This is a genomic window from Mycobacterium fragae, assembly GCF_002102185.1.
GTDB lineage: Bacteria > Actinomycetota > Actinomycetes > Mycobacteriales > Mycobacteriaceae > Mycobacterium > Mycobacterium fragae.
The window spans coordinates 181,265-203,928 of sequence record NZ_LQOW01000014.1; the positions used below are offsets into that span (position 1 = coordinate 181,265).

Below are 22,664 nucleotides of genomic sequence, written 5' to 3' on the forward strand. Positions count from 1 at the left end.
GCACATAGTGAGGAGTAACGACGTATGGATTGGCGCCACAAGGCGGTCTGTCGCGACGAGGACCCGGAGCTGTTCTTCCCGGTGGGGAACAGCGGGCCGGCGCTCGCGCAGATCGCTGACGCGAAACTGGTCTGTAACCGGTGCCCGGTGACCACCGAATGCTTGTCCTGGGCGCTTAACACCGGCCAGGACTCCGGCGTGTGGGGCGGAATGAGCGAAGACGAGCGGCGGGCGCTGAAGCGTCGCAACGCGCGGACGAGGGCCCGCAGCGGAGTCTGAGCCGAGTCAGCATCGCATCCGACATGCGGCCCCGACAACCGTCGGGGCCGCGATGTTGCGTATGGGCTAGTGCGCGGTCCTGACGCGACGCCCGATCGGGACGCGTAACACCACGTCGGTGCCGCCTTCGGCGCCGTCGTGCATGCGCAGCGAGCCGTCCAGCTCCGCCGACACCAGCGTTCGCACGATCTGCAGGCCCAGCCGGTCGGACTTCTCGACGCTGAACCCGTCGGGCAGGCCGCGGCCATTGTCGTGCACCACCACGTCGAGCCATCGCGCCGACCGCTCGGCGCGAATTGTCACCGAGCCGCCCCCGCGAGCGGGGCTCCCAGCGCCGTTCTTTTCAAACGCATGCTCGATGGCGTTCTGCACCAGTTCGGTGATCACCATGATCAGCGCGGTCGCACGGTCGGAGTCCAGCACTCCGAGGTTGCCCTCCCGATTGATCCGAATCGGTGTGTCCACCGTTGCCACATCGTTCATGATCGGCAGGATCCGGTCGATCACCTCATCGAGGTTGACCTCCTCGTTCACCGACATCGACAAGGCGTCGTGCACCAGCGCGATCGACGACACCCGGCGCACCGACTCGATCAGCGCTTCGCGGCCCTCGACGTTGGTGGTCCGGCGGGCCTGCAGCCGCAGCAGCGCCGCCACGGTCTGGAGGTTGTTCTTCACCCGGTGATGGATTTCTCGAATCGTCGCGTCCTTGGAGATCAGCGCACGGTCTCGACGTTTGACTTCGGTCACGTCACGCACCAGCACCGCTGCACCGGCTGCCTTGCCGTGCACCACCAGCGGCAGCGTCCGCAGCAGCACCGCCGCACCACCGGCGTCGACCTCGATTCGCATGCTGGCCCCGCCGGCCAGTGAGTCACGAATGTGCTCGGCGAGTTCTTGAGCCTCGAACGGATCGGAGATGAGCGGGCTGGTGACCTCGATCAGGTTGTGCCCCTCCAGTTCGGAGGTCAGTCCCATCCGGTGGTAGGCCGATAACGCATTGGGGCTGGCATAGGAGACGACGCCGTCGACGTCGAGGCGGATGAAACCGTCACCGGCGCGGGGGCTGGAGCGCGACATCGCCACATCGCCCACGTTGGGGAATGTGCCTTCGGAGAGCATGTGAACCAGGTCGGCGGCGCAGTCGAGGTAGGCGGTCTCCAGCGGGCTGAATTTGTGACTGTCCGCGACCGCGGTTTGGTGGGTCAACACCGCTACCACCCGTTCGCCGTACCGTACCGGCACGGCTTCGACCTTCAAGCCGGTCTGTTGCCACGAATACTGTTGGCCCGCATCACTTTCGCGCCCGATCGTGCCGGACTCGAAGGCCGCGGCAATCAGCGGCACCTTGTCGGCGGCAAGGACCGTGCCGACGGCATCTCTGAGCAAGACCGTGGGGGCGGTGTTCGGCCGGCATTGCGCCACGCATACCAGCGCACCGTCATCGCGGCGGACCCACATCAGGTAATCCGCGAACGACAGGTCAGCCAGCAGCTGCCACTCCCCCACGACCGCGTGAAGATGGTCGACGGCGTTGCCCGGCAGAACGGTGTGCTCGGCGAGTAAGTCACCGAGAGTGGACATCGGCGGCTAACTGATCACGGCGATGAGGTCGCCGGCTTGAATGACGTCTCCCACCGACACGCTCACTTTGCTGACCGTGCCGGCCACTTCGGCTAGGACCGGTATCTCCATCTTCATTGACTCCAACAGCACCAGGGTGTCGCCCTCACCGATCTGGTCGCCCTCGCTGACCACGACTTCGAGCACGCTGGCCACGATCTCCGCGCGGACGTCCTCGGCCATCATCACCCCGTTCGTCACCCAGCCGGTCTTTGCGCAATTCTGTCGCTCCATCGAACCACAATCCCGTTGTCCCCGTTGCGAGGGCGCGGCGCGCGGGCCCGGGCCGTGTCGGTGTGGGCGAGACGCTGTGAATACGCGCCAGAAGTCTGTACACCCGCACCGCCGCCAGCACAAGGCCTGGCCGGTAAGCAAACTCCAAGATTAGTAAGCAAACCTATAGAGTTCGTTCCGTTATCGTGTCGTGTTTCTCCTGTGACAATTGAGCAGCATTGTTTCCAGAGTGATTTGAGTGTCTGAAGCACACTCGGTGCCTCACTGGAGATCAAGGAGTATTCCGTTGTCCCAGAACATGTTTGCGAATCCAACCGCTCACGGGCCGCTAACCCGGGCGACCCTTGGCATCGGGCTCACGCTGGCCGCAATCGGCGCAATCGGGCTTGGCACCGGAGTGGCGGGGGCCTCACCGCAGCAACCACTGCTGGTCGACGATCCAGTGCCCGCTCCTGCCCCCGCGGGAGCTAATCCCGCCTCGGGCGTCAACATCGCCAACGCGATCTTCGGCGAGCTGGGTTCGATTCTGAATGCCGTGATACCCGGCAGCGGTTCGGTTTTCATGCCGGCCGACAGCGGCACAAATTCGCTGTTGCCGGGCTCGACCAATCCCAGCGTGCTTTCGCCGGGCTCAGCCAACCCGAGCCTGCTTTCGCCGGCACAGACGCCCGGGGTGCCGAGTTATCCCGGAACCGTACCGCCGGGCTATCCCAGCTCCGTCGTACCGGGACAGGCACCGACCCTGCCGGGCGCCACCACGGTTCCCGGACAGGCACCGACGCTGCCGGGCGCCACCACGGTTCCCGGACAGGCACCGACCCTGCCCGCGCAGCCGAGCGCGGTCTCATCGGCCGATAACGTGCCGATCGTCTAGCCCGGTAGCCGCACAACGCCGAGCGCATGGCAGACTGTCCTGCCGTTAGACCTGCGAGGAGGACCAGTCATGGCCAAGCGTGGCCGCAAGAAGCGCGACCGTAAGTTCAGCAAAGCCAACCACGGCAAGCGCCCCAACTCGTAGCCGGCCGCGTTACCCGCGGATGATCGTGGTCCGGCTGATCTCGAGCCGTAACCGCTCGCGGAGACGCTCCGGAGCTTTCTCGCCACGGCACTTGGCCGCGATCAATTCCTTGATTCGTTCCTCGAGGCCGTAGAGCCGCAGGCATGGCGGGCATTCCTCGAGATGCTTTCGTAGCTTCTCTCGAGTCTCCGGAGTGCACTCACCGTCGAGCAGCGTCCATACCTCGGCGATCACTTCCGCGCACTCGGCCTTCATATCGGCTTGCCCGCCCGCGGGGCGGTCGGCGGGACCAGAACCGGACGGGAACTCGGTCACGACGACACCTCCTCGGGCGCCTGGCCGCCCCGGATGAACCCCCGCTCCTTGGCCACGTCGGTCAACAAGGCACGCAGCTGGCGTCTGCCGCGGTGCAGCCGCGACATCACCGTGCCGATCGGTGTGTCCATGATCTCGGCGATCTCCTTGTACGGGAAACCTTCCACGTCGGCGTAGTACACCGCCATCCGAAACTCTTCCGGTAACGCCTGCAGCGCTTCTTTGATTTCGGTGTCCGGCAACGCTTCGAGGGCTTCGACCTCGGCGGAGCGCAACCCGGTCGAGGAGTGCTCGGCGTTGGCGGCCAGTTGCCAGTCGGTGATCTCATCGGTCGGGTACTGCGCCGGCTGCCGTTGCTTCTTGCGGTAGCTGTTGATGTAGGTGTTGGTCAGGATGCGGTACAGCCACGCCTTGAGATTCGTGCCCTCCTTGAACGACCGAAACCCCGCGTAGGCCTTGACCATCGTTTCCTGGAGTAAGTCCTCGGCATCGGCCGGATTGCGCGTCATGCGCAGTGCGCCGCCGTACAGCTGGTCGAGCAACGGAATCGCGTCGCGCTCGAAGCGCGCCGTCAGCTGCTCGTCGCTCTCCTCGGAGCGGTCGGCTGCGGGCACCTCGGGATCGGGTGCGGCGTCGATGTCGGGGGTGTCGGGCATCTTGGTTAACACAGTCCCTTCTGTCGCGGTGTCACCGAACAGGCCCGGCAACACCGGACGTTGCAGGCACTGAGCCAACACCTGACACCCCAATCTAAAGGCTGCAACCGACACTGTCGCTGTCCTCCGCGCGCCAAACGCTGGCCCGTCTGAGGATTGCATCAATCAACAGCATTAATCACCAGGGTATTTCCCGGTGCATCCTTCGCCGACGCGATGCAATCCGGACCGGCGATCCGGGCCGGATGGGCACGGCATTACTGTGACGCTCATGTCTTTGAACGGCAAGACCATGTTCATCTCCGGTGCCAGCCGAGGAATCGGCCTGGCCATCGCCAAACGGGCCGCGCGCGACGGCGCCAACATCGCCCTGATCGCCAAGACCGCCGAGCCGCACCCCAAACTGCCCGGAACGGTGTACACCGCCGCCAAGGAGCTCGAGGAAGTCGGCGGCCAGGCCCTGCCGATCGTCGGGGACGTCCGCGACCCGGATTCGGTCGAGTCCGCGGTCTCCAAGACCGTCGAACAGTTCGGCGGGATCGACATCTGCGTCAACAACGCCTCGGCGATCAACCTCGGGTCCATCACCGAGGTGCCGATGAAGCGCTTCGATCTGATGAACGGCATCCAGGTGCGCGGCACCTATGCGGTGTCGCAGGCGTGTATCCCGCACCTGAAGGGCCGGGAGAACCCGCACATCCTGACGCTATCGCCGCCGGTGCTGCTGGAACCCAAGTGGCTCAAGCCGACCGCCTACATGATGGCCAAGTTCGGAATGACGCTGTGCGCGCTCGGGATGGCCGAAGAGCTGCGTGACGCGGGCATCGCGTCGAACACGCTGTGGCCGCGCACCCTGGTGGCCACCGCCGCGGTGCAGAACCTGCTGGGCGGCGAGGAAGCGATGGGCCGGGCCCGCAAGCCCGAGGTCTACGCCGATGCGGCCTACGTCATCGTCAACAAGCCCGCCCGCGAATACACCGGCAACACCCTGCTGTGCGAGGACGTGCTGCTGGAGTCGGGGGTCAAGGACCTCTCGGTGTATGACTGCGTGCCGGGCGCGGAGCTGGGTGTGGACTTCTGGGTCGACGGCCCGAACCCGCCGGGATACCGCGCGCCATAGCTATTCGGGTGATATCGGCCTGATGTCACAAATCGGGCGAGTGGATGCGTCTGGGGTGTGTCAGTAGTTGACGCACGAAAGGGCGGCATCATGAACGAGATCGTGATCATCGGGGCCGGGTACACGGGTATGGCGGCGACGATGAGCGTGGCAGCGCGGGTCAAGGGGCGCGACGACGTCCATGTCACCTTGGTCAACCCGCAGGCGAGATTCACCGAGCGGCTGCGGTTGCACCAGGTCGCATCGGGCCAGAATCTCGCGGATCTGGAGATTCCAGAGCTGTTGGCGGGCACCGGTGTTGAGTTCGTGCAGGGCTGGGTGACGGCGGTGGACGCCGACGCCCAGACCGTACGTATCGACGACGAATACACGCTGCGCTACGACACCTTGGTCTATGCGCTGGGCGCTGTCGCCGACGCCGAGGCCGTCCCCGGCGTCGATGAACATGCGTACACCCTCAATAGCGCTCACGACGCCGAGCTGCTGGCCGAGCAGCTCGATCGGCTGGCCACCGGCACGGTGGTGGTGGCCGGCGGCGGACTGACCGGCATCGAATCCGCAGCCGAAATCGCCGAGCAGCGTCCCGACCTGGACGTTGTCCTGCTGAGCAGTGAGCAGCCGGGAGCAATGATGGGGCCCAAGGCCCGGGCACGTCTACTTGCCGGGTTGGCCCGACTGGGTGTGCAGGTGCGCGCCAGCGTCGACGTGGTGAAGGTCCTCCCGGACGCTGTGGCGCTGGCCGACGGCGAGATTCTCGCCGCGCAGGCGGTGCTGTGGACTGCGGGCGTGCGGGTCTCACCATTGGCGCGCGCCACCGGGTTGCGGGTCGACGAACGCGGCCGGATCGTCACCGATGCCGCACTGCGATCCGTGTCGCATCCCAACGTCTACGCCGTGGGGGACGCGGCGGCGGTCCAGCAGCGCTACGGCGTACTGCACGGCACCTGCCAAAGCGGCATCCCGACCGGCGTGCATGCCGCGGCCTCGATCGCGCGGCAGCTGAAGGGCAAGCAGCCCAAGCCATTCCGGTTCGGCTATGTCCACCAGCCGGTAAGCCTGGGCCGCCACGATGCGGTCATCCAGTTCACCCGTCCTGACGACACCCCGGGGCGCTTCTATCTGGCCGGGCGGTGGGCTGTTGCCTACAAAGAAACGGTGAGCGCCAGCCCGTGGAAGACCTACCGACTGCTCAAGCTGTTGCCCGCGGTGGGCGCAGTGCTCTGGCGGCGCGGCGGACGGTCCACCCGATGAGCCTCGATGAACGGGTCTTCGCCGACCACCGGAGCCTGATGTTCTCGGTCGCCTACCGAATCCTCGGCAGCGCCGCCGACGCGGAGGACGTGGTACAGGACGCCTGGCTCAAGTGGTCGGCAGCCGACCGCACACAGGTCGCCGATGCGAAGGCCTACCTAGTGCGGATTGTGTCGAACCTATCGATGGAGCGGCTGCGCTCAACGCGGCGCAAACGCGAAACCTATGTCGGACCGTGGCTTCCGGAGCCAATCCTGACCAGCGCCGACACTGCTGAGGACGTGCTGACCGCCGAGTCGGTGTCGATGGCGATGCTGGTGGTGCTGGAGACGCTGAGCCCGCTGGAACGCGCGGTGTTCGTGCTCAAGGAGGTCTTCGACTTCAGCTACGGCGAGATCGCGCAAGCAGTCGACCGATCGGAGGCGGCCGTCCGCCAAGCCGGTCATCGGGCCCGCAACCACGTCCAGGCGCGGCGGCCCCGGTTCGAATCCGATCCCGACGAGAAACGCCAAGCCGTCGAGCGGTTTTTGGCCGCCGCCACCGGCGGCGACATTAACGAGTTGATGCAGTTGCTCGCACCCGACGTCACGCTGTGGACCGACGGCGGCGGCAAGGTGCGTCAAGCGCTGCGCCCGATCGAGGGCAGCGCCAAGGTCGCCCCGTGGATCATGGGGGTGATGAGCCGGCCCTACGAGGGCGTCGAAATCCACGACATGACAGTGCAACTCGTCGACATCAACGGAGGGCCGGGCATCGTGTTCAGCGGTGCCGGGCGCATCATTGCGACGCTCACGGTCGAGTTGGACGAGGCAGGGCGCATTGTCGAGATTCACAATGTCGCCAACCCCGACAAGCTGCATGCGGTCGCCGACGGCATCAAGCGGATGTGAGGTTCGCGCGAGCGCTCATCGGGTCAGCCCGTTCCCAGCATGGTGTGCACGCTGTCGGCGAACGCCGCGGTGGTGAAGCACGTAGGTTCGGCGAATTCTTCCAGCGTGAGCGCGTCGTTCCAGGCGGCGTCGGCCACGGCGCGCAGCAGTGGCTTGGTCATCGCGACGGTGTGCGCGGGCATCGCGGCGACTCGTGCGCACCATTCGTCGGCGGTGGCGAGCAATTGGTCGTGAGCGACGACCTGCTGCACCAGCCCCAACCGTTGTGCGGTGCGGGCGTCGATGTGCTCCCCGCGCAGGTAGTAGGCAAGTGCGCCCTGATAGCCGAGTCGTCTGGTCAACGCCCAGCTGGTGCCGACCTCGGGGATCAGGCCGAGGCGCCCGAACGCCGGCACGATCACCGCCCGCTCACTGGCGATGGTCAGGTCGCAGGTCAACGCCCAAGCCAGGCCGACTCCGGCGGCGGCGCCGTTGAGCGCGGCGACGAAGATGGTGTCCGACCCGGCGATCAGCCGGGCGATGCCTCCGAACTCGCGGCGGATCCAGCGCCACACGTCGGCCACCCCTTCGGGTTGGCTTAGCTTGTCGATCGCGGTGCGCATCATCTTCAGGTCGCCGCCGGCGCTGAACCCGGGATCCGCGCCGGTAATCACCACGCTGCGAATGTCATTGTCGGCGGCAAGAGCCTCGAGCGCGCGGCGCAGTTGCCTGGTGAGCGGCGCGGAGAGCACGTTGAGCCGCTCTGGCTCGTCGAGCGTCACCACAGCGCGGTCGCCGCGGTGCTCGACGCGTACTCGGCACGGCGCCTCGCGGTCGTCGCCGTCGGCGACCATGTTGCCGTAAAGTGCGCTCATCGGTCTTCCTCCTCAATAGCGTTGGCGCGCAATGTCATCCAGGCGGCATCGGCGAAGGTCTTGATCACACCGCGCGGCATTGTCGGTTCGTCGCCAGCGATCCAATGTCGGCTGAATTCCTGTGCCGGGCCGAACCACAACGCGGCCGTGATCGCCGGTTGCATCATCGGCCGCAGGACGCCGTAGTTGTGGTGCGGGCGCCACCAATCCCGCACGGCGGCGAAGAACTCGCGATTGGAATCCCGCAGCTCGACGCTGTCCAGTCGATCGCCGAGCAGCAATGCGGCCTCGGCGCGGTTGGCGGCCACCCATCGCAGGTGGTGCGCGACGCCGCCGCGGATGCCGCCCTCTGCGTCCGCGCGTTGGCGCAGCATGGCGATGAATCCTGCCTGGTATTCGCTCATCACCTGGGCGTAGACGGCCGCCGCCAGAGCAGATTTGTCTGGGAAATGGTGGTAAAGCGCGCCGACGCTCACCCCGGCTTCGCGCCGAACCTCGTCGAGGGTCGCCGCCAGTGCGCCGTCGGCAGCGAACCGGCGACGGGCCACCTCGAGCAGCTGCCCACGCGCGTCGGACCTGGGCACGAGAAAGACTCTAGCAGTACCGACAAAATCTCGGTTACTCAGACCGGCGGTGGCTCGTGCGCTGGACGGTGCCGACGCGATCGATTGAGCGGTCGAAGGACACCGCTCGACCAACGCCTGTGCTCTCGGCACACGCAACCAAGTACGCTTCTGCGAAATCGATCCGGTCGGTCTCATACACCTCGACCGCACGGAGCAGTAGTGGTGGATCGACGCAGACAATCGAGTCGAAAACGACGAGTGATCGTATCGCCTGGGCGATTTGGGCGCGTGGCGCCTCGTAGAACGACTCCAGCACGTAAACTGTCTCGGCCACCACGAGGTCAGTCAGCAGCAACTCTCGTTCGGTTGCGAGGTATGAAGTCGCGCGAGCCGCCATCTTCGGCGGGTCACCGGTCAGGTGGCGCACCAAAACGTTCGTGTCAACGAACGAGCTCACCGTCGAGCCGCTGCACGATTTAATCTGGTGCGGCGGATCACGTCATCCCACGCGGCATTGCGCTTCGCCGCGGGCACCCGGACCGCGCCGGCCAAAGCGAGAAAATCGAAGTAAGGATAGCTCGATGTCCCAGGTTCAGGACCGTTCGCCGAGAGGTGCAGAAAGATATCGATGACCGGTGCTAATTCGGCCGCGTTGTGCACCAGGTCGATGTGGCCGCCGGAATACAAATGCAATCGAGACGCGGCAGCAATGTATGCATGCTTCCTCTAGAGTAGCCGCGCTTGTTCGGGGTGCGGCTCGGCCGGTTCGATCAGCTCGGGCCCGTTGTTGCGCACGTTGTTGACCAATGTCGATATCTCGCGCATGGTGATGCCGCGCACGTCGGGCGGACCGTCCAGCAATTCGCGATCCGGCGGCGCGTCGGGATCCAGCCAGCGGTCCCAATCACGTTCGGCCACAACCAATGGCATCCGGTCGTGAATCTCGGCGAGCTCTCCGACCGCATCCGTGGTGATGATCGTGCAACTCAGCAGCGGCGACGCGTCTTTGGCTGGCTTCCACACCGACCACAGGCCCGCCATGAACAGCGGCTCGCCGTCCTCGCGGTACATGTAGAACGGCGTCTTGCGGGCCTTCTTCCCGGATGCCCCGTCGGGGTTGGCGCGCCATTCGTAGTAGCCGTCCATCGGGACCAGGCAGCGCTTGGACTTGGCGCTCGAGCGGAAGGCCGGCGAAGTGGTGACCTTGTCGGCGCGGGCATTGATCAGCTGCGGACCCTTGGATTCCGGTGCACCCTCGGGTCCGGCCTTGGCCCACGGCGGTACCAACCCCCACCGCATCAGCCGTACCCGCCGGGTGGGTTCGTCGTCGGGTTCGTCGTGGCGACGCACCACGGTGGTGATGGTCGTGGTGGGCGCCACGTTGTAGTTGGGGCCGCCCGCGGACTCTGCCGACCGGGCCTCGTTGATCGCCTGGATCTTCTCGGCCAGCGCGGCCGGATCTGTGGTTACCGCGAATCGTCCGCACATACCTCCCATAGTGCCGGGTAGGCGATGATGGAGCACGTGAACACCTGGGCTGCACCGCACGCGTCGACGCCGGTGTGCGCGACGCTGACCGTGCCCGGCTCGAAGTCCCAGACCAACCGGGCCTTGGTGCTCTCCGCGCTGGCCGCCTCGACCGGTGGCGCCTCGGCGATCAGCGGTGCACTGCGCAGCCGGGATACCGATCTGATGATCGGCGCGCTGAGCGCGCTGGGCCTGCGGGTCGAGGGGTCGGCTACGGAGCTGACCATCAGCGGGCGGATCTCCCCGACGCCCGGCACCCGCATCGATTGCGGCCTGGCCGGCACGGTGTTGCGTTTCGTCCCGCCGCTCGCCGCGCTCGGCGCGACGGTCGTCGAGTTCGACGGCGACGAGCAAGCGCGGGCCCGGCCGATCGCACCGTTGCTTAATGCGCTGCGCAGTCTTGGTGTCGACGTCGACGGCGACGGGTTGCCGTTCCGGGTGCGCGGCGCGGGATCGGTCGCCGGCGGCGCCGTGGAGGTCGACGCATCGGCGTCGTCCCAGTTCGTGTCCGGTCTGCTGCTGTCGGGCGCATCGTTCGGCGAGGGTCTCACCGTGCAGCACACAGGTCCGGCGCTGCCGTCGGCGCCGCACATCGCCATGACGGTGGCGATGCTGCGGGAAGCCGGCGTCCACGTCGACGACGCGACGACCAACCGCTGGCAGGTGAGACCCGGCGTGGTGGCGGCCCGGGACTGGCACATCGAGCCGGACCTGTCCAACGCCGTCCCGTTCATCGCGGCGGCAGTGGTCAGCGGCGGCACGGTGCGCATCAGCGGTTGGCCGGCAACCAGCATTCAACCCGCCGAGGCCATTCTGGGGATCCTGCGGGAGCTGAATTCGGTTGTCACTCAAACAGACTCGTATCTGGAAGTGAAGGGCCCGCAATCGTACGGAGGATTCGACGTCAACCTGCGCGACGTCGGCGAACTCACTCCGGCGGTTGCGGTGCTCGCGGCGCTGGCCGCTCCTGGTTCGGTGTCCCGGCTGACTGGTATCGCTCATCTGCGGGGCCACGAAACCGATCGCCTCGCCGCGTTGAGTTCCGAGATCAACCGGCTGGGCGGCAGCTGTCGCGAGACCCCGGACGGCCTGGAGATCACCGCGACACCACTGCGGCCGGGGATCTGGCTCTCGTATGCCGATCACCGGATGGCGATGGCCGGTGCGATCGTCGGCCTGCGAGTCGCCGGTGTGCAGGTGGACGACATCGCGACCACCGCCAAGACGCTGCCGCAGTTTCCGCGGCTGTGGGCGGACATGGTTCAGAGGTCCAGCGGTTGAGGCCGGGCGACTACGACGAGTCCGACGTCAAGGTCCGCTCGGGGCGTGGCTCACGGCCGCGGACCAAGATCCGCCCCGAACACGCCGACGCCGAGGCGGCGATGGTGGTCAGCGTCGACCGCGGCCGCTGGGGATGCGTGCTCGACGGTGACCCCGATCGTCGCGTCACCGCGATGCGGGCACGGGAACTGGGCCGCACACCGATCGTCGTCGGCGACGAGGTCGACGTGGTCGGCGATCTGTCCGGCCGGCCGGATACCCTGGCGCGCATCGTCCGGCGCGGGCCGCGGCGAACGGTGTTGCGGCGCACCGCCGATGACACCGATCCCACCGAACGGGTGGTGGTCGCCAACGCCGATCAGCTGCTGATCGTGGTGGCGCTGGCCGACCCGCCGCCGCGCACCGGCCTGGTAGACCGCGCGCTGATCGCGGCCTACGCCGGCGGACTCACACCGATCCTGTGCCTCACCAAAACCGATCTCGCACCGGCCGAGCCCTTCGCCGAGCAGTTCGCCGACCTCGACCTCACCGTTATCACAGCGGGCCGCGACGACCCGCTGGACGCCGTTGCTCCGCTGCTGGTCGGCAAGATCACCGTGCTGTTGGGTCACTCGGGCGTCGGCAAGTCCACTTTGGTGAATCGCCTTGTGCCGGAAGCGGATCGAGCCGTCGGCGAGGTCACCGAGATCGGCAGGGGTCGGCACACCTCGTCGCAATCGGTGGCGCTGCCGCTAAACGGGTCGGGCTGGGTGATCGATACGCCGGGCATCCGCTCGTTCGGGCTGGCCCACATCGAGCCTGACGACGTGGTGATGGCGTTTTCGGATCTGGCCCAAGCGATCGAGGATTGCCCGCGCGGCTGCGGGCATCTCGGTCCGCCCGCCGACCCGGAATGCGCGCTGGACGCCCTGACAGGAGCCGCGGCCCGCCGGGTGGCCGCCGCCCGGCGGTTGCTGGCGGTACTGCGGGAGGCCTGAACCTCAGCTCTCGGCCTGCGCCCGAACCCACTCCAGGTTGGCTCGCATGTTCTGCTGCCATTCGGCCAGGCGGCGGGAGACGATCCTGGCCTCCTTCTCCGGTTGCGCCGCGATCGCTGGGCTCAGTCCCGACGGGCCGGGCCCCATCCGCGCCCACTGCCGGATCAGCACGCCGTCGCTGGCCGGTTCGACTTCGAACGCCCACGTCGCGCTGACACCCTGCGGTCCGGCGACGTTGTACACCCAGCGACGCTCGTCTTCGACCTCGACGACTTCACACACCGTCGCCCAATCTCCAAAGGCCTCATGACGATTGCGACCGCGGAAACGCGCACCGACCTCAACCCGTTTCGCATCGCCAACCCACTCGACCGACTGCAGTTCCGACGAACAGCGCGCCGGCAGGTTGATGTCGGTGACCAGTTCCCAAGCCGTGCGAACGTCGCACCGAACACGCTGTGTCACTTCGATTGTGGGCTGATCGCGATAGCGCATCGTCTACTCTTCTCGCAATGAAGGTCGGGGCCATGATAGAACCTCGCTCACCGGGCGCGGCGGAGTTTGCGGTTGACGCCGAGCGGATCGGCGTCGCGTCGTTGTGGGTTGCCGAGGTCTGGGGTTACGACGCGCTCACCGGGCTGGCCTACCTGGCGGCCACGACCTCCTCGGTCAAGCTCGGAACGTTCGTCGTGCAGTTGGGTTCTCGCAGTCCGGCACTGCTGGCGACATCGGCACTGAGTCTGCAGGAGCTTTCGGGCGGGCGCTTCATATTAGGAGTGGGCACGTCGGGGCCGCGGGTCATGGAAGGTTGGCACGGGGTCCGATTCCGCAAGCCGGTGCAGACCACGCGGGAAACCATCGAGATCATCCGAACCATCGGCCGCGGCGAGCGGCTGGAACATGCCGGCGAGATCTACCCGCTACCGCTACCAGACAGCAGCGGCGCCGCGCTGCGACCCCTGGTCAGGCCCGATCACGTCCCGGTGTACGTGGCGGCCATGGGACCGCAGAACTTGCGCCTGACCGGCGAGCTGGCCGACGGGTGGTTGGGTAACGCCTTCATCCCGGAGGCCGCCGAAGTGTTTCTCGGCCCGTTGCGAGAGGGGGCGCAGCGTGCAGGCCGCACACTTGACCAGCTCGACCTGGTGGCCCCGGTCGCGGTCGAGTTCCATGACGACCAAGCGTCTGCCGACGACGCCGCACGCCGCCATGCCGACGGATACGCGTTCACCATCGGCGCCATGGGCGAGGGCTCTGCAAATTCGGCCGGCCGGAACTTCTACAACGACGCCTTCACCCGGCTGGGTTACGGCGCCGAAGTCAGCACGGTCGCCGAGTTGTGGCAGGCCGGAAGACACGACGACGCCCGACGCGCTGTGCCACTCGACCTCGGACGCCTCACGAATCTCCTCGGGACACAGGAGTCGATCGCCGAGCGGGTGAGCAGGTACCGCGAGGTCGGGATAACCACGTTGCTCGCGAAACTGGACGGCGACTATGAACAACAGCTGGCGACGCTCGAGCGGCTCGTCGGCATCGTCGACTCGACCGCTTAGCTTCTGGCAGGTTCGAATTCGATGGGCAGGGTGGCCGGTCCGCTCAGCGCGGTCAGCGGCTTCCACGGGGCTGGGCCGGTGCGCCGGGCGTTGGGCATGCGCCGTGCCATGATCGCCAAGGCTTCGGCTAGTTCGAGCCTGGCGAGGTTTGCGCCGAGGCAGTAGTGCATCCCGGCACCGAAGGTCTGCATCGCCGGTGCGCCCTCCCGCGTGATGTCGAGACGGTCGGGGTCGTCGTAGACCTCGGGATCTCGGTTGGCGGCAGCCGTGTTGGCGATGACCAGTGTGCCGGCGGGAATCATGACGCCCGCGAGTTCGACGTCGTCGATGGCCGTGCGGAGCGCAACAAATGCGATCGGAGAATGCCGCATGGTCTCTTCGACCGCATTGGTCGCAAGTTCTGGCCGCCGGGCCAAGAGTGCCCACTGGTCAGGGTGATCGCAGAGTACGTGTACCGAGCCGGCGAGTTGATTTCGTGTGGTATCGGTGCCGGCGAGCAGCAGGCCTGCCACCATCATCCGTAGCTCGTCAGCGCTGAGGTGATCGCCGTTGTCCTCGGCGCGGATCAGCTCCGAAATGAGGTCGTCGGTCAGGGTTTGGCGCCGGCGGGCGACCATGTCGTCGATGTAGGCGTCGAGTTCTTCCCACGCAGCCAAGATGGTCCGCTCGTGGGTGGCGACGTCCCAGCTGAAGACCTTGAAGATGTCGTCTGTCCAGTCCGAGAACAGCTCCCAATCCTCGGCGGGTGCGCCGAGGAGCGCGCAAATGATTGGAATCGGATATTGGCGTGCTATGTCGGTGACGACATCGCAGCGCCCCGCGGGGCTGTAGCGGTCAACCAATTCGCTGATGACGTCGTCGATCGTCGTGCGGAGCCGGTCGGTGGCGCGCGGTGTGAACGCTTTGGACACCAGTCGGCGCAGCCGGTGGTGCTCGGCGCCATCAAGACTGATCAGGCTGGTTGCAACCCGCTCCCATAAGGGGCCGCTCGTAATGCCTTGCGACGCAAGGAACATACCTTGAGGCACGCGGAATCGTTGGTCGCGCAGCACGGTTCGCACCAGTTCGTAGGTCAGCACCTCCGGTCCGTGCGGTCCGATCGCCAGCGGGGCCTGGCGTCGGGCGGCGTGGATTATTTCGTGCGCCTCGTCGGGGCTCTGGCAGTGCTCATAGTCGATCTCCGGCAGTCCGGCATCAAATACGGTCGGGCTCGATCGATCGATCGCGATGGTCATGGCCGCCTCCGGAAGATCGTGGTGAATCCCTTCACCCCAAAGTCTTGGTCCGGCGGCCGCGCGCCACATGCGTAGACGACTACGCGATGTTCTCAGAGTCCAGTACTCATTCGCGACCGGCTGGCCGCCCGCGACTGGGACCTGCGGTTACGCCATGGCCTCGGCCATGGCGATGTGTCCTTCAAACCCGAGTGACCTCGCCGTCTTGCGATAGCGATCCCGATAGCCTCGGTAGCCTGCTTCATCGCCATGGGCTTGCGCCAGCAGGGCACGCAGCCGCAGCAGCGCAATCTCGTGCAGCGTGAACCCCGGGTCGGTCGGCGCGGCCGCCAGCCGGTCGATCGCGGCCTGTGCATCGGCCAAATCGCCGTCGCCGCCACGTTGCAATAACGCCTCGACAAAGACCGTCGTCGCCGGAGCGGTGTAGATGTGCCCGTCAGACATGAACAATTCGTCGAGGACGTCTCTGGCCAACGCAATCGCTCCGTCCAGGTCGCCGAGCCGGGCCTGCTCCCGTGCGACACAAATGTCGGCGATCGGCACGTTTGTCACCGCAAACTGCTGGTTAAGCGCAGTCTCGCGCATCTTCTCGAGCAATTCGAACCCGGCTTGACGCTGCGGACCGTCTCGATGCACAAGGACCACGCCCCGGCTGGTCCGGGCTAGGTTCAGCGCCAGATTGTCACCGGATTGCTCTGCGACCGCCAGCGATTCGGCGGTGTCATGCAGTGCGGTCTCATCGGCCAGGAGAACACCACACATGGTCGCAGGGACATACGCCAACCAAGCCGCCCCGGCGACCGAGAATGCGTCGGACCCACGGATCATCACGATGGCCTGACCGAAATCGTCCTTCCAGCCCGCGATTCCCAGGCAAAAGCGTGTGACGCCCCGCATTGCGATCGCTGACGGCAGCGGGCTTCCGATGATCAAGTCACCTTTCGTGGCGTCGCCGTGGGCAAGGTCGATCACCCGTTGGGCGAAGGCCAGACCTTCGCGTACTTCGCCGGTTTCGTATTTACCGATGCATGCCAGGCTGAGCAACGCGACCGTCAAATTCGGGTCGCCGATGGAATCGAGCAGTCCGGCGAGTTGGGTTGCGGTACGCGATGCCTGGCGTCGATACCCGCCCATGTTTTGCACAATCAGCAACCCCGCCATGCCGATCGCCAGCGATCGCTGATCCCCGAAGGCGTTGCAAAGGTCACGTAGTTCATCGAAGCCGGTATCGGCGCCGCTGCCGCCAACGCGCCATGCGCTTCCCGACAACAGGGTGCGCGGTGCAATCCGCATCGTCGAGCGCTCCGGATCGTCGTCGGGCAGTCGGTCAGCGACCTCCCGCGCCCGGCTCCAACTGTTGTGCGCGGCGGCGATGTCACGGTTGGTGAACCACGTCCCCGCCCGCATGTGCCAGTCGAACGCCGCGTGCAGGTCGCCGGCAGCCTCAAGATGCTCGGCGATCATCGCCGCGTTCTCATCCGTCTGTTCGACCGCGTCAGCCAAGCGCCGATGCACTCGCGCACGATCGGATTTCAGCTGTGCTTCGTAGGCCACCGTCCGAATCAGCGGATGACGAAACACATACTCGGCGCGCGGGATAAACCTCACCTGGTCGACAAGTTCGGCGTCGAGCAACGGAGCCACGTCCGCGTCGTCGATGAGCTTGGCGAGCAGATCGGTGTCGAATCGTGATCCAATGACCGCCGCGGCGTACACGGTCTGTTTGGCCTTCGGGTCCAACCGGTCGATGCGGGCAGTGATCGTCGTCTGCAGGCTGGCCGGTACGTCGACATCGGCGGCGCTCCCACGCAATCGATATGTGCCGGGCTGCCCATGCAATACGCCGCGTTCGGCAAGATCCCGCACCATCTCCTCGACGAAGAACGGGTTCCCGGCCGCACGAGCGGCAACCTGTGCCGGCACCTCACCGAGCGAGGGGTCGGCACCGAGCAGTTCGGCGGCCAACACCGCGGTGTGCGCGCCGTTCAGTGGCCGCAGCGCGATGCTTTGAACGCCAGAAACACGCGTCAGCGCACCGCGGTATTCGGGACGGTAGGTGATCAGCATGAGGGAAGGGGTCTGCGGGATCACCGGCAAGAAATCGGCCAGCATCGATTCGCTGGCCTCGTCGATCCAGTGTGCATCCTCGATCACATATACAGCCGGCTCGGTCCGGGCCAGGGAGCCGGCATTGACCAGAGCGGTCAATCGCCGTCGCCGCGCGTCAGCAGCGATATCGGGCAGCGCCGCCGCGGGGTTGCCGATGCCAAGCAAGTCGTCGAAGAGCAGCAGGTCTTCCGGGTCCGCGTCGGGGAAGCGGTCGCGCACCCGGGATCGCGCCGCATCGTGATTGAGATCGTTGATTTCCAGTCCCGCGCGCAATAACTGGGCCACCAGACGGAACGGGAGACTGCTGGTATGGGACTCGCAGTAGCTGGTGAATACGGGAACACCGCGGGCGGTCGCGATTGCGGCTGTTTCGCGGACTAGTCGGCTCTTGCCGATGCCCGGCGGCCCCACGATGTTGACCACACACCCTGCGCCGCCGCTGATCTCGTCGAGGATTGCTACGACCGTGTTGAGTTCCCAAGTGCGACCAACCAACGTGGATTCGGTGCGGCGGCCGGGCTGATGTTCTCCGATCGCCACTAGGCGCCTCGCCTTTACCGGCTCGGCGGCACCCTTGATGCGGACGAGCTCAGGCTGATCGAGCAGCACAGTATTCTCGACCAGTCGAGCCGTCGACTCGCTGAGCATCACACCGCCGGGTGGCGCGACAGATTCCATTCGCTGCGCCATGCCGACGTGCTCGCCGATCGCCGTGTAACTCACAGTCTTAGAGCCGATTTCACCGGCGATCACCCGGCCCGAGTTCAGCCCGATGCGCAATTGCAAGTCCAGCTCGGCCATTTCCGCTTGAATTTCAACGGCTGCCAAACATGCTCGAAAGGCATGGTCTTCTAAGGCAATTGGTGCACCGAATACTGCCATGACGCCATCGCCGGTGAACTTGTCCACCGTGCCGCCGTAGCGCTTCACGACTGCCGTCGCGCGATCCAGCAGCTCGGTCATGATCTCGCGCAGCCGCTCCGCTCCGACCGCTGCGGCGATGTCCATCGAATGCACGACATCGGCGAACAGGACCGTCACCTGCTTGTACTCCGCCGGGCTGGCCGCCTTGACTGCCGCACCGCATTCGTGGCAGAACTTGTCGCCATCGCGAAGTTCGGCGCCACAAGCAGCACAGGCGGAACGCGCCACGCGACTCATCGTGGCACCCCGCACGGCGCTGCGCTGCTAAACCACAGGCCGAGCGTGCTCGCGCAGAGAGTGCGACTACGCCGCCAGGTCGTCGCGCCTGGCGGCGCGCTTGGCTGTGCGCTTGTTGCGCCGCCAACCCCGCACCGCCGCGATCGCGGTCTTCAGGCCGCGTCGGCGTCCGGTCGCCGGGTCGGCACCGAAGAATCCCGGCTCGAGTTCGGCGAACATCCGCTCGCTGCGGGTCTCCGGAGCGTTGTCGGCGGTGTCGAGCAGGTACTTGTCCGGCAACGACAGCTTGGCGATGGTCCGCCAAGTCTTCGCGTATTGCACCAGGAACGGGCCCGTCGTGTAGGGCAGGTCGTATTTGTCGCAGACCTCACGCACTCGCACCGAGATCTCGGCGAGCCGATTGCTCGGCAGGTCGGGATACAGGTGGTGTTCGATCTGGTGGCACAGGTTGCCGCTCATGAACCGCATCGCGGGCCCGGCGTTGAAATTGGCGCTGCCGAGCATCTGACGCAGATACCACTGGCCCTTGGTTTCGCCGATCATGTCGGTCTTGGTGAATTTCTCTGCGCCATCAGGGAAATGCCCGCAGAAGATCACCGCGTTGGACCACACGTTGCGGATCACGTTGGCCATCAAGTTGGCGGTCAGCGTCGACCGATAGGTCGCGCCCGGCGAGAGCGCCGTCAGCGCAGGGAATGCGACATAGTCCTTGACCAGCTGCCGACTGGCCTTGACCAAGAACTCGTCGATCCGGCGACGGGCTTCCTCCTGATCCGCACGGCGCTTCATGATCTTGCCGATCTCGACGTGCTGGAGGCCCACTCCCCACTCGAACAGCAGGGCAAGAACCGCGTTGAACACCGGGTTGAGCAGGTTGTAGCGCTTCCAGCGCTGGTCGCGGGTGACCCGCAGCATGCCATAGCCGACGTCGTCGTCCATGCCCAGGATGTTGGCGTACTTGTGGTGCACGAAGTTATGGGTGTACCGCCAGTGCTTGGATGCACCGAGGTTGTCCCACTCCCAGCTCGACGAGTGGATCTCCGGATCGTTCATCCAGTCCCACTGGCCGTGCATCACGTTGTGGCCGATCTCCATGTTCTCGACGATCTTGGCGACGCCCAGGGTGGCGGCGCCGGCCCACCAGGCCGTTCGCCGCGAACTGGCTGCCAGCAGTACTCGGCCGGCAACCTCCAGCAGGCGCTGCGCGCCGATGGTGCGACGGATGTAGCGGGCGTCCCGCTCACCGCGAGAGTCTTCGATGTCTTGCCGGATGGCGTCCAGCTCAACGGTCAGGTTTTCGATGTCGGCTTCGGTGAGATGTGCGAATACGTCGACGTCGGTAATCGCCATCGTTGCTGCCTTCCCTCAGTCATACTTTCGCTGACCTACGCTATCGTAGGCTACGAAACCGTAAGTTACCAATGAGTAGCCTTTAAATTTCCAACACGCAATCGCCGGATGCCGCCGATATGCAGGTCTGGACGCGCGTTCCGGGTTCGTGCTCCACGCCGGTCCGCAGGTCGCGGACGTGGCCGTCCACCAGGCTGACGACACAGGATTGGCAGATGCCCATCCGGCATCCGAACGGCATCTGAACCCCCGCCCGCTCGCCGGCATCCATCAATGAGGTCGCCGCATCGGCGACGGCGGTTTTCCCGCTTTTCGCGAACGTGACCGTCCCCCCCACACCGGCCGGCGCCGCGCGCGACACCGCGAACCGCTCGAGGTGCAATCGCTCGCCGATACCGGCGGCCGACCAGACCCGCTCCGCCGCGTTCAGCATCCCTTCGGGCCCGCACGCCCAGGTCTGCCGCTCCCGCCAGTCCGGCACTTCGGCATCCAGCCGGTTCAAATCGAGCCGACCGTGGCTGCGGGTCGTGCGCAGCCGCAGCTGGTAGCCCGCGTGATCCTGGGCCAGCCGGTCGAGCTCGGCGCCGAACAGCACGTCGGCCGCGGTGGGCGACGAGTGCAGGTGGATTACGTCTGTGATTTGGTTGCGGCGCACCAATGTTCGCAGCATCGACATCACCGGGGTGACGCCTGAGCCGGCCGTGATGAACAACACGGTCGGCGGCGCCGGGTCGGGCAGCACGAAGTTGCCCTGCGGCGCGGCCAGTCGCACGATCGTCCCGGGCGCGACGCCGGCCACCAAGTGGGTGGAGAGGAAGCCCTCGGGCATCGCCTTGACGGTCACTGTCACCGTGCGCTCGCCCGTCACCGGGCTCGACGTCAGCGAATACGACCGCCACCGCCAACGCCCGTCGACCAGCAACCCGATTCCGATGTACTGACCGGGCTGATAGTCGAAGCTGAACCCCCAACCCGGCTTGATCACCAGCGTCGCGGAGTCCTCGGTCTCGCGCCGGACCTCGACGATGCGGCCGCGAAGTTCGCGCGCCGACCACAGTGGATTGACCAGATGCAGGTAGTCATCGGGCAGCAACGGGGTCGTGATTCGCGTGGCCAGCTTGCGCAGCGCGTGTCGGCCCGGATGCCGGTAGGTTCGGCGAACGGTCGACCGCCGAGTGTCCACGACTTGCGCGGACGGACGGAAAATCCTCTTGGTCATTACCAACCTACGGTACCGTAACCTACGGTCCCGTATCCAGTGCCTCAAAGCAGGTCGAGCAGGAACTGCAGCTCTTGGGTGGCATACCAGGCCAGATCGTGGTCCTGCGCATCGCCGACCGCCAGCTCGGCGTCCTCGTCGCCCAAGTCGGCCGCGTCGATGACGGCAATCGCCGCCCTGACATGCGCCTCCGCGTCGGCATTGTCGACAAACGCCGCGACGACGTCGTCGATCTGCACCGGCGCGCCGATCCGCACCACCGCGTCGTCGAGATCCGGACGCAAGGTCACCTTGCCCGGGACTTCTCCTGTGCCGGGGACGTCGGCGACCAGTACCGCCCGCCGTGGCGGTAGATTGTCGCCGCTGCCGGCCAGCAGCCGAAGCGAAGCCAACGCGGCCTCGCGCAGCGCGACCTCGCCGAGCTCATCGTCGTCACCCTCGGCGTAGGCCTCACGCAGCCTGGGCGTCACCGCAAACGCAATGCCGTTGACCGGCGCCAACGAACCATCGGCGACGAGCTGCTGCAGCATGGCCAGGGTCGCGGGAATATAAATCTGCATCGGGCGGCGATGATTCGGTTACTCTTTGGGGCCCATCAACGTTGCCACATAGTCGTCGACATAGGTCGAGAGCTCACGCGGCGGTCGCTGATAGTTGCCACTCACCACCGGGTGATGAGGCAGTTTGACCTTCGGCTTCTTCACATCGTGGTAGTCGATCGTGGACAACAGGTGCGCCATCATGTTCAGTCGCGCATGCTTTTTGATGTCGGATTCCACCACATACCACGGGCTGTTCGGAACGTCGGTGTGCACCATCATCTCGTCTTTGGCGCGGGAATAGTCCTCCCACCGATACAGCGATTCCAGGTCCATCGGGCTCAGTTTCCATTGCCGGACAGGGTCGTTGAGCCTCGCTCTGAATCGGCGCAACTGTTCGTCGTCGGACACCGAAAACCAATACTTGCGTAGCAGAATCCCGTCCTCGATGAGCATCTGCTCGAAGATCGGGGTTTGGCGCAGGAACAGCGCATGTTCCTGCGGCGTGCAAAATCCCATCACTTTCTCGACGCCGCCGCGGTTGTACCAGGACCGGTCGAACAGCACGATCTCACCCTCGGCGGGCAGATGCGCGATGTAGCGCTGGTAGTACCACTGGCCGCGTTCGCGATCGGTCGGGGCGGGCAATGCCGCGATCCTGGCAACCCGCGGATTGCGGTATTCGGTGATCCTCTTGATGGTGCCACCCTTGCCGGCTCCGTCACGGCCTTCGAAGATCACCACTATGCGGGCGCCGGAATATCGCACCCACTCTTGCAGTTTGACGAATTCCGTTTGCAGCCGGAACAACTCGGCTTCATAGATGTCGTTCGGGATCTTACGCGCCTTTGCCGACGTGCCCCTGTCAGTCGGTTCTTTGCTCACAGAATCGGATAGTAAGGCC

The 22,664-nt window shown here is 65.8% G+C and carries 24 protein-coding genes; 9 read left to right on the top strand and 15 right to left on the bottom strand.

Translation table 11 applies throughout. The features are described 5' to 3' along the window. Nucleotides 1-24 precede the first annotated feature (24 nt). Nucleotides 25-279 carry a transcriptional regulator WhiB1 gene (gene whiB1, locus AWC06_RS07350; RefSeq protein ID WP_085195881.1) on the top strand — a complete coding sequence of 85 codons (255 nt, stop codon included), beginning with the start codon at nt 25-27 and terminating at the stop codon, nt 277-279. A gap of 66 nt (nt 280-345) precedes the next feature. Here whiB1 and AWC06_RS07355 read toward each other — a convergent pair whose 3' ends face one another. After that, nucleotides 346-1,863, bottom strand: coding sequence for a sensor histidine kinase (locus tag AWC06_RS07355; RefSeq protein WP_085195883.1), 1,518 nt, complete (start codon nt 1,861-1,863; stop codon nt 346-348). A gap of 6 nt (nt 1,864-1,869) precedes the next feature. Beyond that, nucleotides 1,870-2,085, bottom strand: a complete 216-nt coding sequence (locus AWC06_RS07360) for a biotin/lipoyl-binding carrier protein (protein ID WP_043414713.1) — start codon at nt 2,083-2,085, stop codon at nt 1,870-1,872. A gap of 337 nt (nt 2,086-2,422) precedes the next feature. On the opposite strand from AWC06_RS07360, the gene AWC06_RS07365 reads away from it, so the two are divergent. Beyond that, complete coding sequence (locus tag AWC06_RS07365; protein ID WP_139819946.1) at nt 2,423-3,010, top strand: hypothetical protein; 588 nt, start codon at nt 2,423-2,425, stop codon at nt 3,008-3,010. 69 nt (nt 3,011-3,079) lie between these two features. Next, a complete protein-coding gene (locus AWC06_RS23940; RefSeq protein ID WP_139796895.1) occupies nt 3,080-3,154 on the top strand; it encodes a 50S ribosomal protein bL37 in 75 nt (24 codons plus the stop codon). Between the two features lie 9 nt (nt 3,155-3,163). Here the strand turns inward: AWC06_RS23940 and rsrA are convergent, their stop codons facing one another. Then, the gene (gene rsrA, locus AWC06_RS07370) at nt 3,164-3,409 is read right to left on the bottom strand and encodes a mycothiol system anti-sigma-R factor (protein ID WP_085196061.1); all 246 of its coding nucleotides are present in this window, start codon (nt 3,407-3,409) and stop codon (nt 3,164-3,166) included. Nucleotides 3,410-3,465: 56 nt separating this feature from the next. Beyond that, on the bottom strand, nt 3,466-4,125 hold the full coding sequence (locus AWC06_RS07375) for a sigma-70 family RNA polymerase sigma factor (protein ID WP_169715320.1): 660 nt from the start codon (nt 4,123-4,125) through the stop codon (nt 3,466-3,468). A gap of 271 nt (nt 4,126-4,396) precedes the next feature. Between AWC06_RS07375 and AWC06_RS07380 the strand changes: the two genes are divergently transcribed. From AWC06_RS07380 to AWC06_RS07390, 3 genes are all read left to right on the top strand, one after another. Then, nucleotides 4,397-5,245, top strand: coding sequence for an SDR family oxidoreductase (locus AWC06_RS07380; protein WP_085195889.1), 849 nt, complete (start codon nt 4,397-4,399; stop codon nt 5,243-5,245). 90 nt (nt 5,246-5,335) lie between these two features. After that, nucleotides 5,336-6,496 carry an NAD(P)/FAD-dependent oxidoreductase gene (locus AWC06_RS07385; RefSeq protein WP_085195891.1) on the top strand — a complete coding sequence of 387 codons (1,161 nt, stop codon included), beginning with the start codon at nt 5,336-5,338 and terminating at the stop codon, nt 6,494-6,496. After that, complete coding sequence (locus AWC06_RS07390; RefSeq protein ID WP_085195893.1) at nt 6,493-7,386, top strand: RNA polymerase sigma-70 factor; 894 nt, start codon at nt 6,493-6,495, stop codon at nt 7,384-7,386. The genes AWC06_RS07385 and AWC06_RS07390 overlap by 4 nt, the downstream gene beginning before the upstream one ends. A 23-nt stretch (nt 7,387-7,409) precedes the next feature. Here the strand turns inward: AWC06_RS07390 and AWC06_RS07395 are convergent, their stop codons facing one another. From AWC06_RS07395 to AWC06_RS07415, 4 genes are all read right to left on the bottom strand, one after another. Beyond that, nucleotides 7,410-8,240, bottom strand: a complete 831-nt coding sequence (locus AWC06_RS07395; RefSeq protein ID WP_085195895.1) for an enoyl-CoA hydratase/isomerase family protein — start codon at nt 8,238-8,240, stop codon at nt 7,410-7,412. Next, on the bottom strand, nt 8,237-8,824 hold the full coding sequence (locus AWC06_RS07400; RefSeq protein ID WP_085195897.1) for a TetR/AcrR family transcriptional regulator: 588 nt from the start codon (nt 8,822-8,824) through the stop codon (nt 8,237-8,239). The genes AWC06_RS07395 and AWC06_RS07400 overlap by 4 nt, the downstream gene beginning before the upstream one ends. Nucleotides 8,825-8,858: 34 nt before the next feature. Beyond that, nucleotides 8,859-9,263 (bottom strand): type II toxin-antitoxin system VapC family toxin, encoded by a 405-nt coding sequence (locus tag AWC06_RS07405; RefSeq protein ID WP_085195899.1) that lies wholly within the window; start codon nt 9,261-9,263, stop codon nt 8,859-8,861. A 269-nt stretch (nt 9,264-9,532) separates the two neighbouring features. After that, entirely contained in the window at nt 9,533-10,294 is a 762-nt protein-coding gene (locus AWC06_RS07415) for an SOS response-associated peptidase (RefSeq protein WP_085195903.1), read from the bottom strand. A 36-nt stretch (nt 10,295-10,330) separates the two neighbouring features. Between AWC06_RS07415 and aroA the strand changes: the two genes are divergently transcribed. Together aroA and rsgA are read left to right on the top strand one after the other, a co-directional pair. Beyond that, the gene (aroA, locus tag AWC06_RS07420) at nt 10,331-11,614 is read left to right on the top strand and encodes a 3-phosphoshikimate 1-carboxyvinyltransferase (protein ID WP_085196065.1); all 1,284 of its coding nucleotides are present in this window, start codon (nt 10,331-10,333) and stop codon (nt 11,612-11,614) included. Then, the gene (gene rsgA / locus AWC06_RS07425) at nt 11,611-12,591 is read left to right on the top strand and encodes a ribosome small subunit-dependent GTPase A (protein WP_085196063.1); all 981 of its coding nucleotides are present in this window, start codon (nt 11,611-11,613) and stop codon (nt 12,589-12,591) included. The genes aroA and rsgA overlap by 4 nt, the downstream gene beginning before the upstream one ends. 3 nt (nt 12,592-12,594) lie before the next feature. Here rsgA and AWC06_RS07430 read toward each other — a convergent pair whose 3' ends face one another. After that, on the bottom strand, nt 12,595-13,056 hold the full coding sequence (locus AWC06_RS07430) for an SRPBCC family protein (RefSeq protein WP_342351813.1): 462 nt from the start codon (nt 13,054-13,056) through the stop codon (nt 12,595-12,597). 62 nt (nt 13,057-13,118) lie between these two features. Here AWC06_RS07430 and AWC06_RS07435 point away from each other — a divergent pair, with 62 nt between their 5' ends. Continuing rightward, a complete protein-coding gene (locus AWC06_RS07435) occupies nt 13,119-14,147 on the top strand; it encodes an LLM class flavin-dependent oxidoreductase (RefSeq protein WP_085196067.1) in 1,029 nt (342 codons plus the stop codon). Here the strand turns inward: AWC06_RS07435 and AWC06_RS07440 are convergent. The 6 genes from AWC06_RS07440 to ppk2 all read right to left on the bottom strand — a co-directional run bounded on the left by AWC06_RS07440 (nt 14,144) and on the right by ppk2 (nt 22,645). Then, a complete protein-coding gene (locus AWC06_RS07440; RefSeq protein ID WP_085195907.1) occupies nt 14,144-15,382 on the bottom strand; it encodes a cytochrome P450 in 1,239 nt (412 codons plus the stop codon). The two genes, AWC06_RS07435 and AWC06_RS07440, sit on opposite strands and share 4 nt — an antisense overlap. Before the next feature lie 147 nt (nt 15,383-15,529). Continuing rightward, a complete protein-coding gene (locus AWC06_RS07445; protein WP_085195909.1) occupies nt 15,530-18,652 on the bottom strand; it encodes an AAA family ATPase in 3,123 nt (1,040 codons plus the stop codon). 66 nt (nt 18,653-18,718) lie between these two features. Beyond that, nucleotides 18,719-20,002, bottom strand: coding sequence for a fatty acid desaturase family protein (locus tag AWC06_RS07450; RefSeq protein ID WP_085195911.1), 1,284 nt, complete (start codon nt 20,000-20,002; stop codon nt 18,719-18,721). 82 nt (nt 20,003-20,084) lie between these two features. Then, the gene (locus AWC06_RS07455; protein WP_085195913.1) at nt 20,085-21,221 is read right to left on the bottom strand and encodes a ferredoxin reductase; all 1,137 of its coding nucleotides are present in this window, start codon (nt 21,219-21,221) and stop codon (nt 20,085-20,087) included. Between the two features lie 44 nt (nt 21,222-21,265). Continuing rightward, nucleotides 21,266-21,781 (bottom strand): DUF6912 family protein, encoded by a 516-nt coding sequence (locus AWC06_RS07460; RefSeq protein WP_085195915.1) that lies wholly within the window; start codon nt 21,779-21,781, stop codon nt 21,266-21,268. A gap of 18 nt (nt 21,782-21,799) precedes the next feature. Continuing rightward, the gene (ppk2, locus tag AWC06_RS07465) at nt 21,800-22,645 is read right to left on the bottom strand and encodes a polyphosphate kinase 2 (RefSeq protein WP_211281922.1); all 846 of its coding nucleotides are present in this window, start codon (nt 22,643-22,645) and stop codon (nt 21,800-21,802) included. Nucleotides 22,646-22,664: the final 19 nt, after the last annotated feature.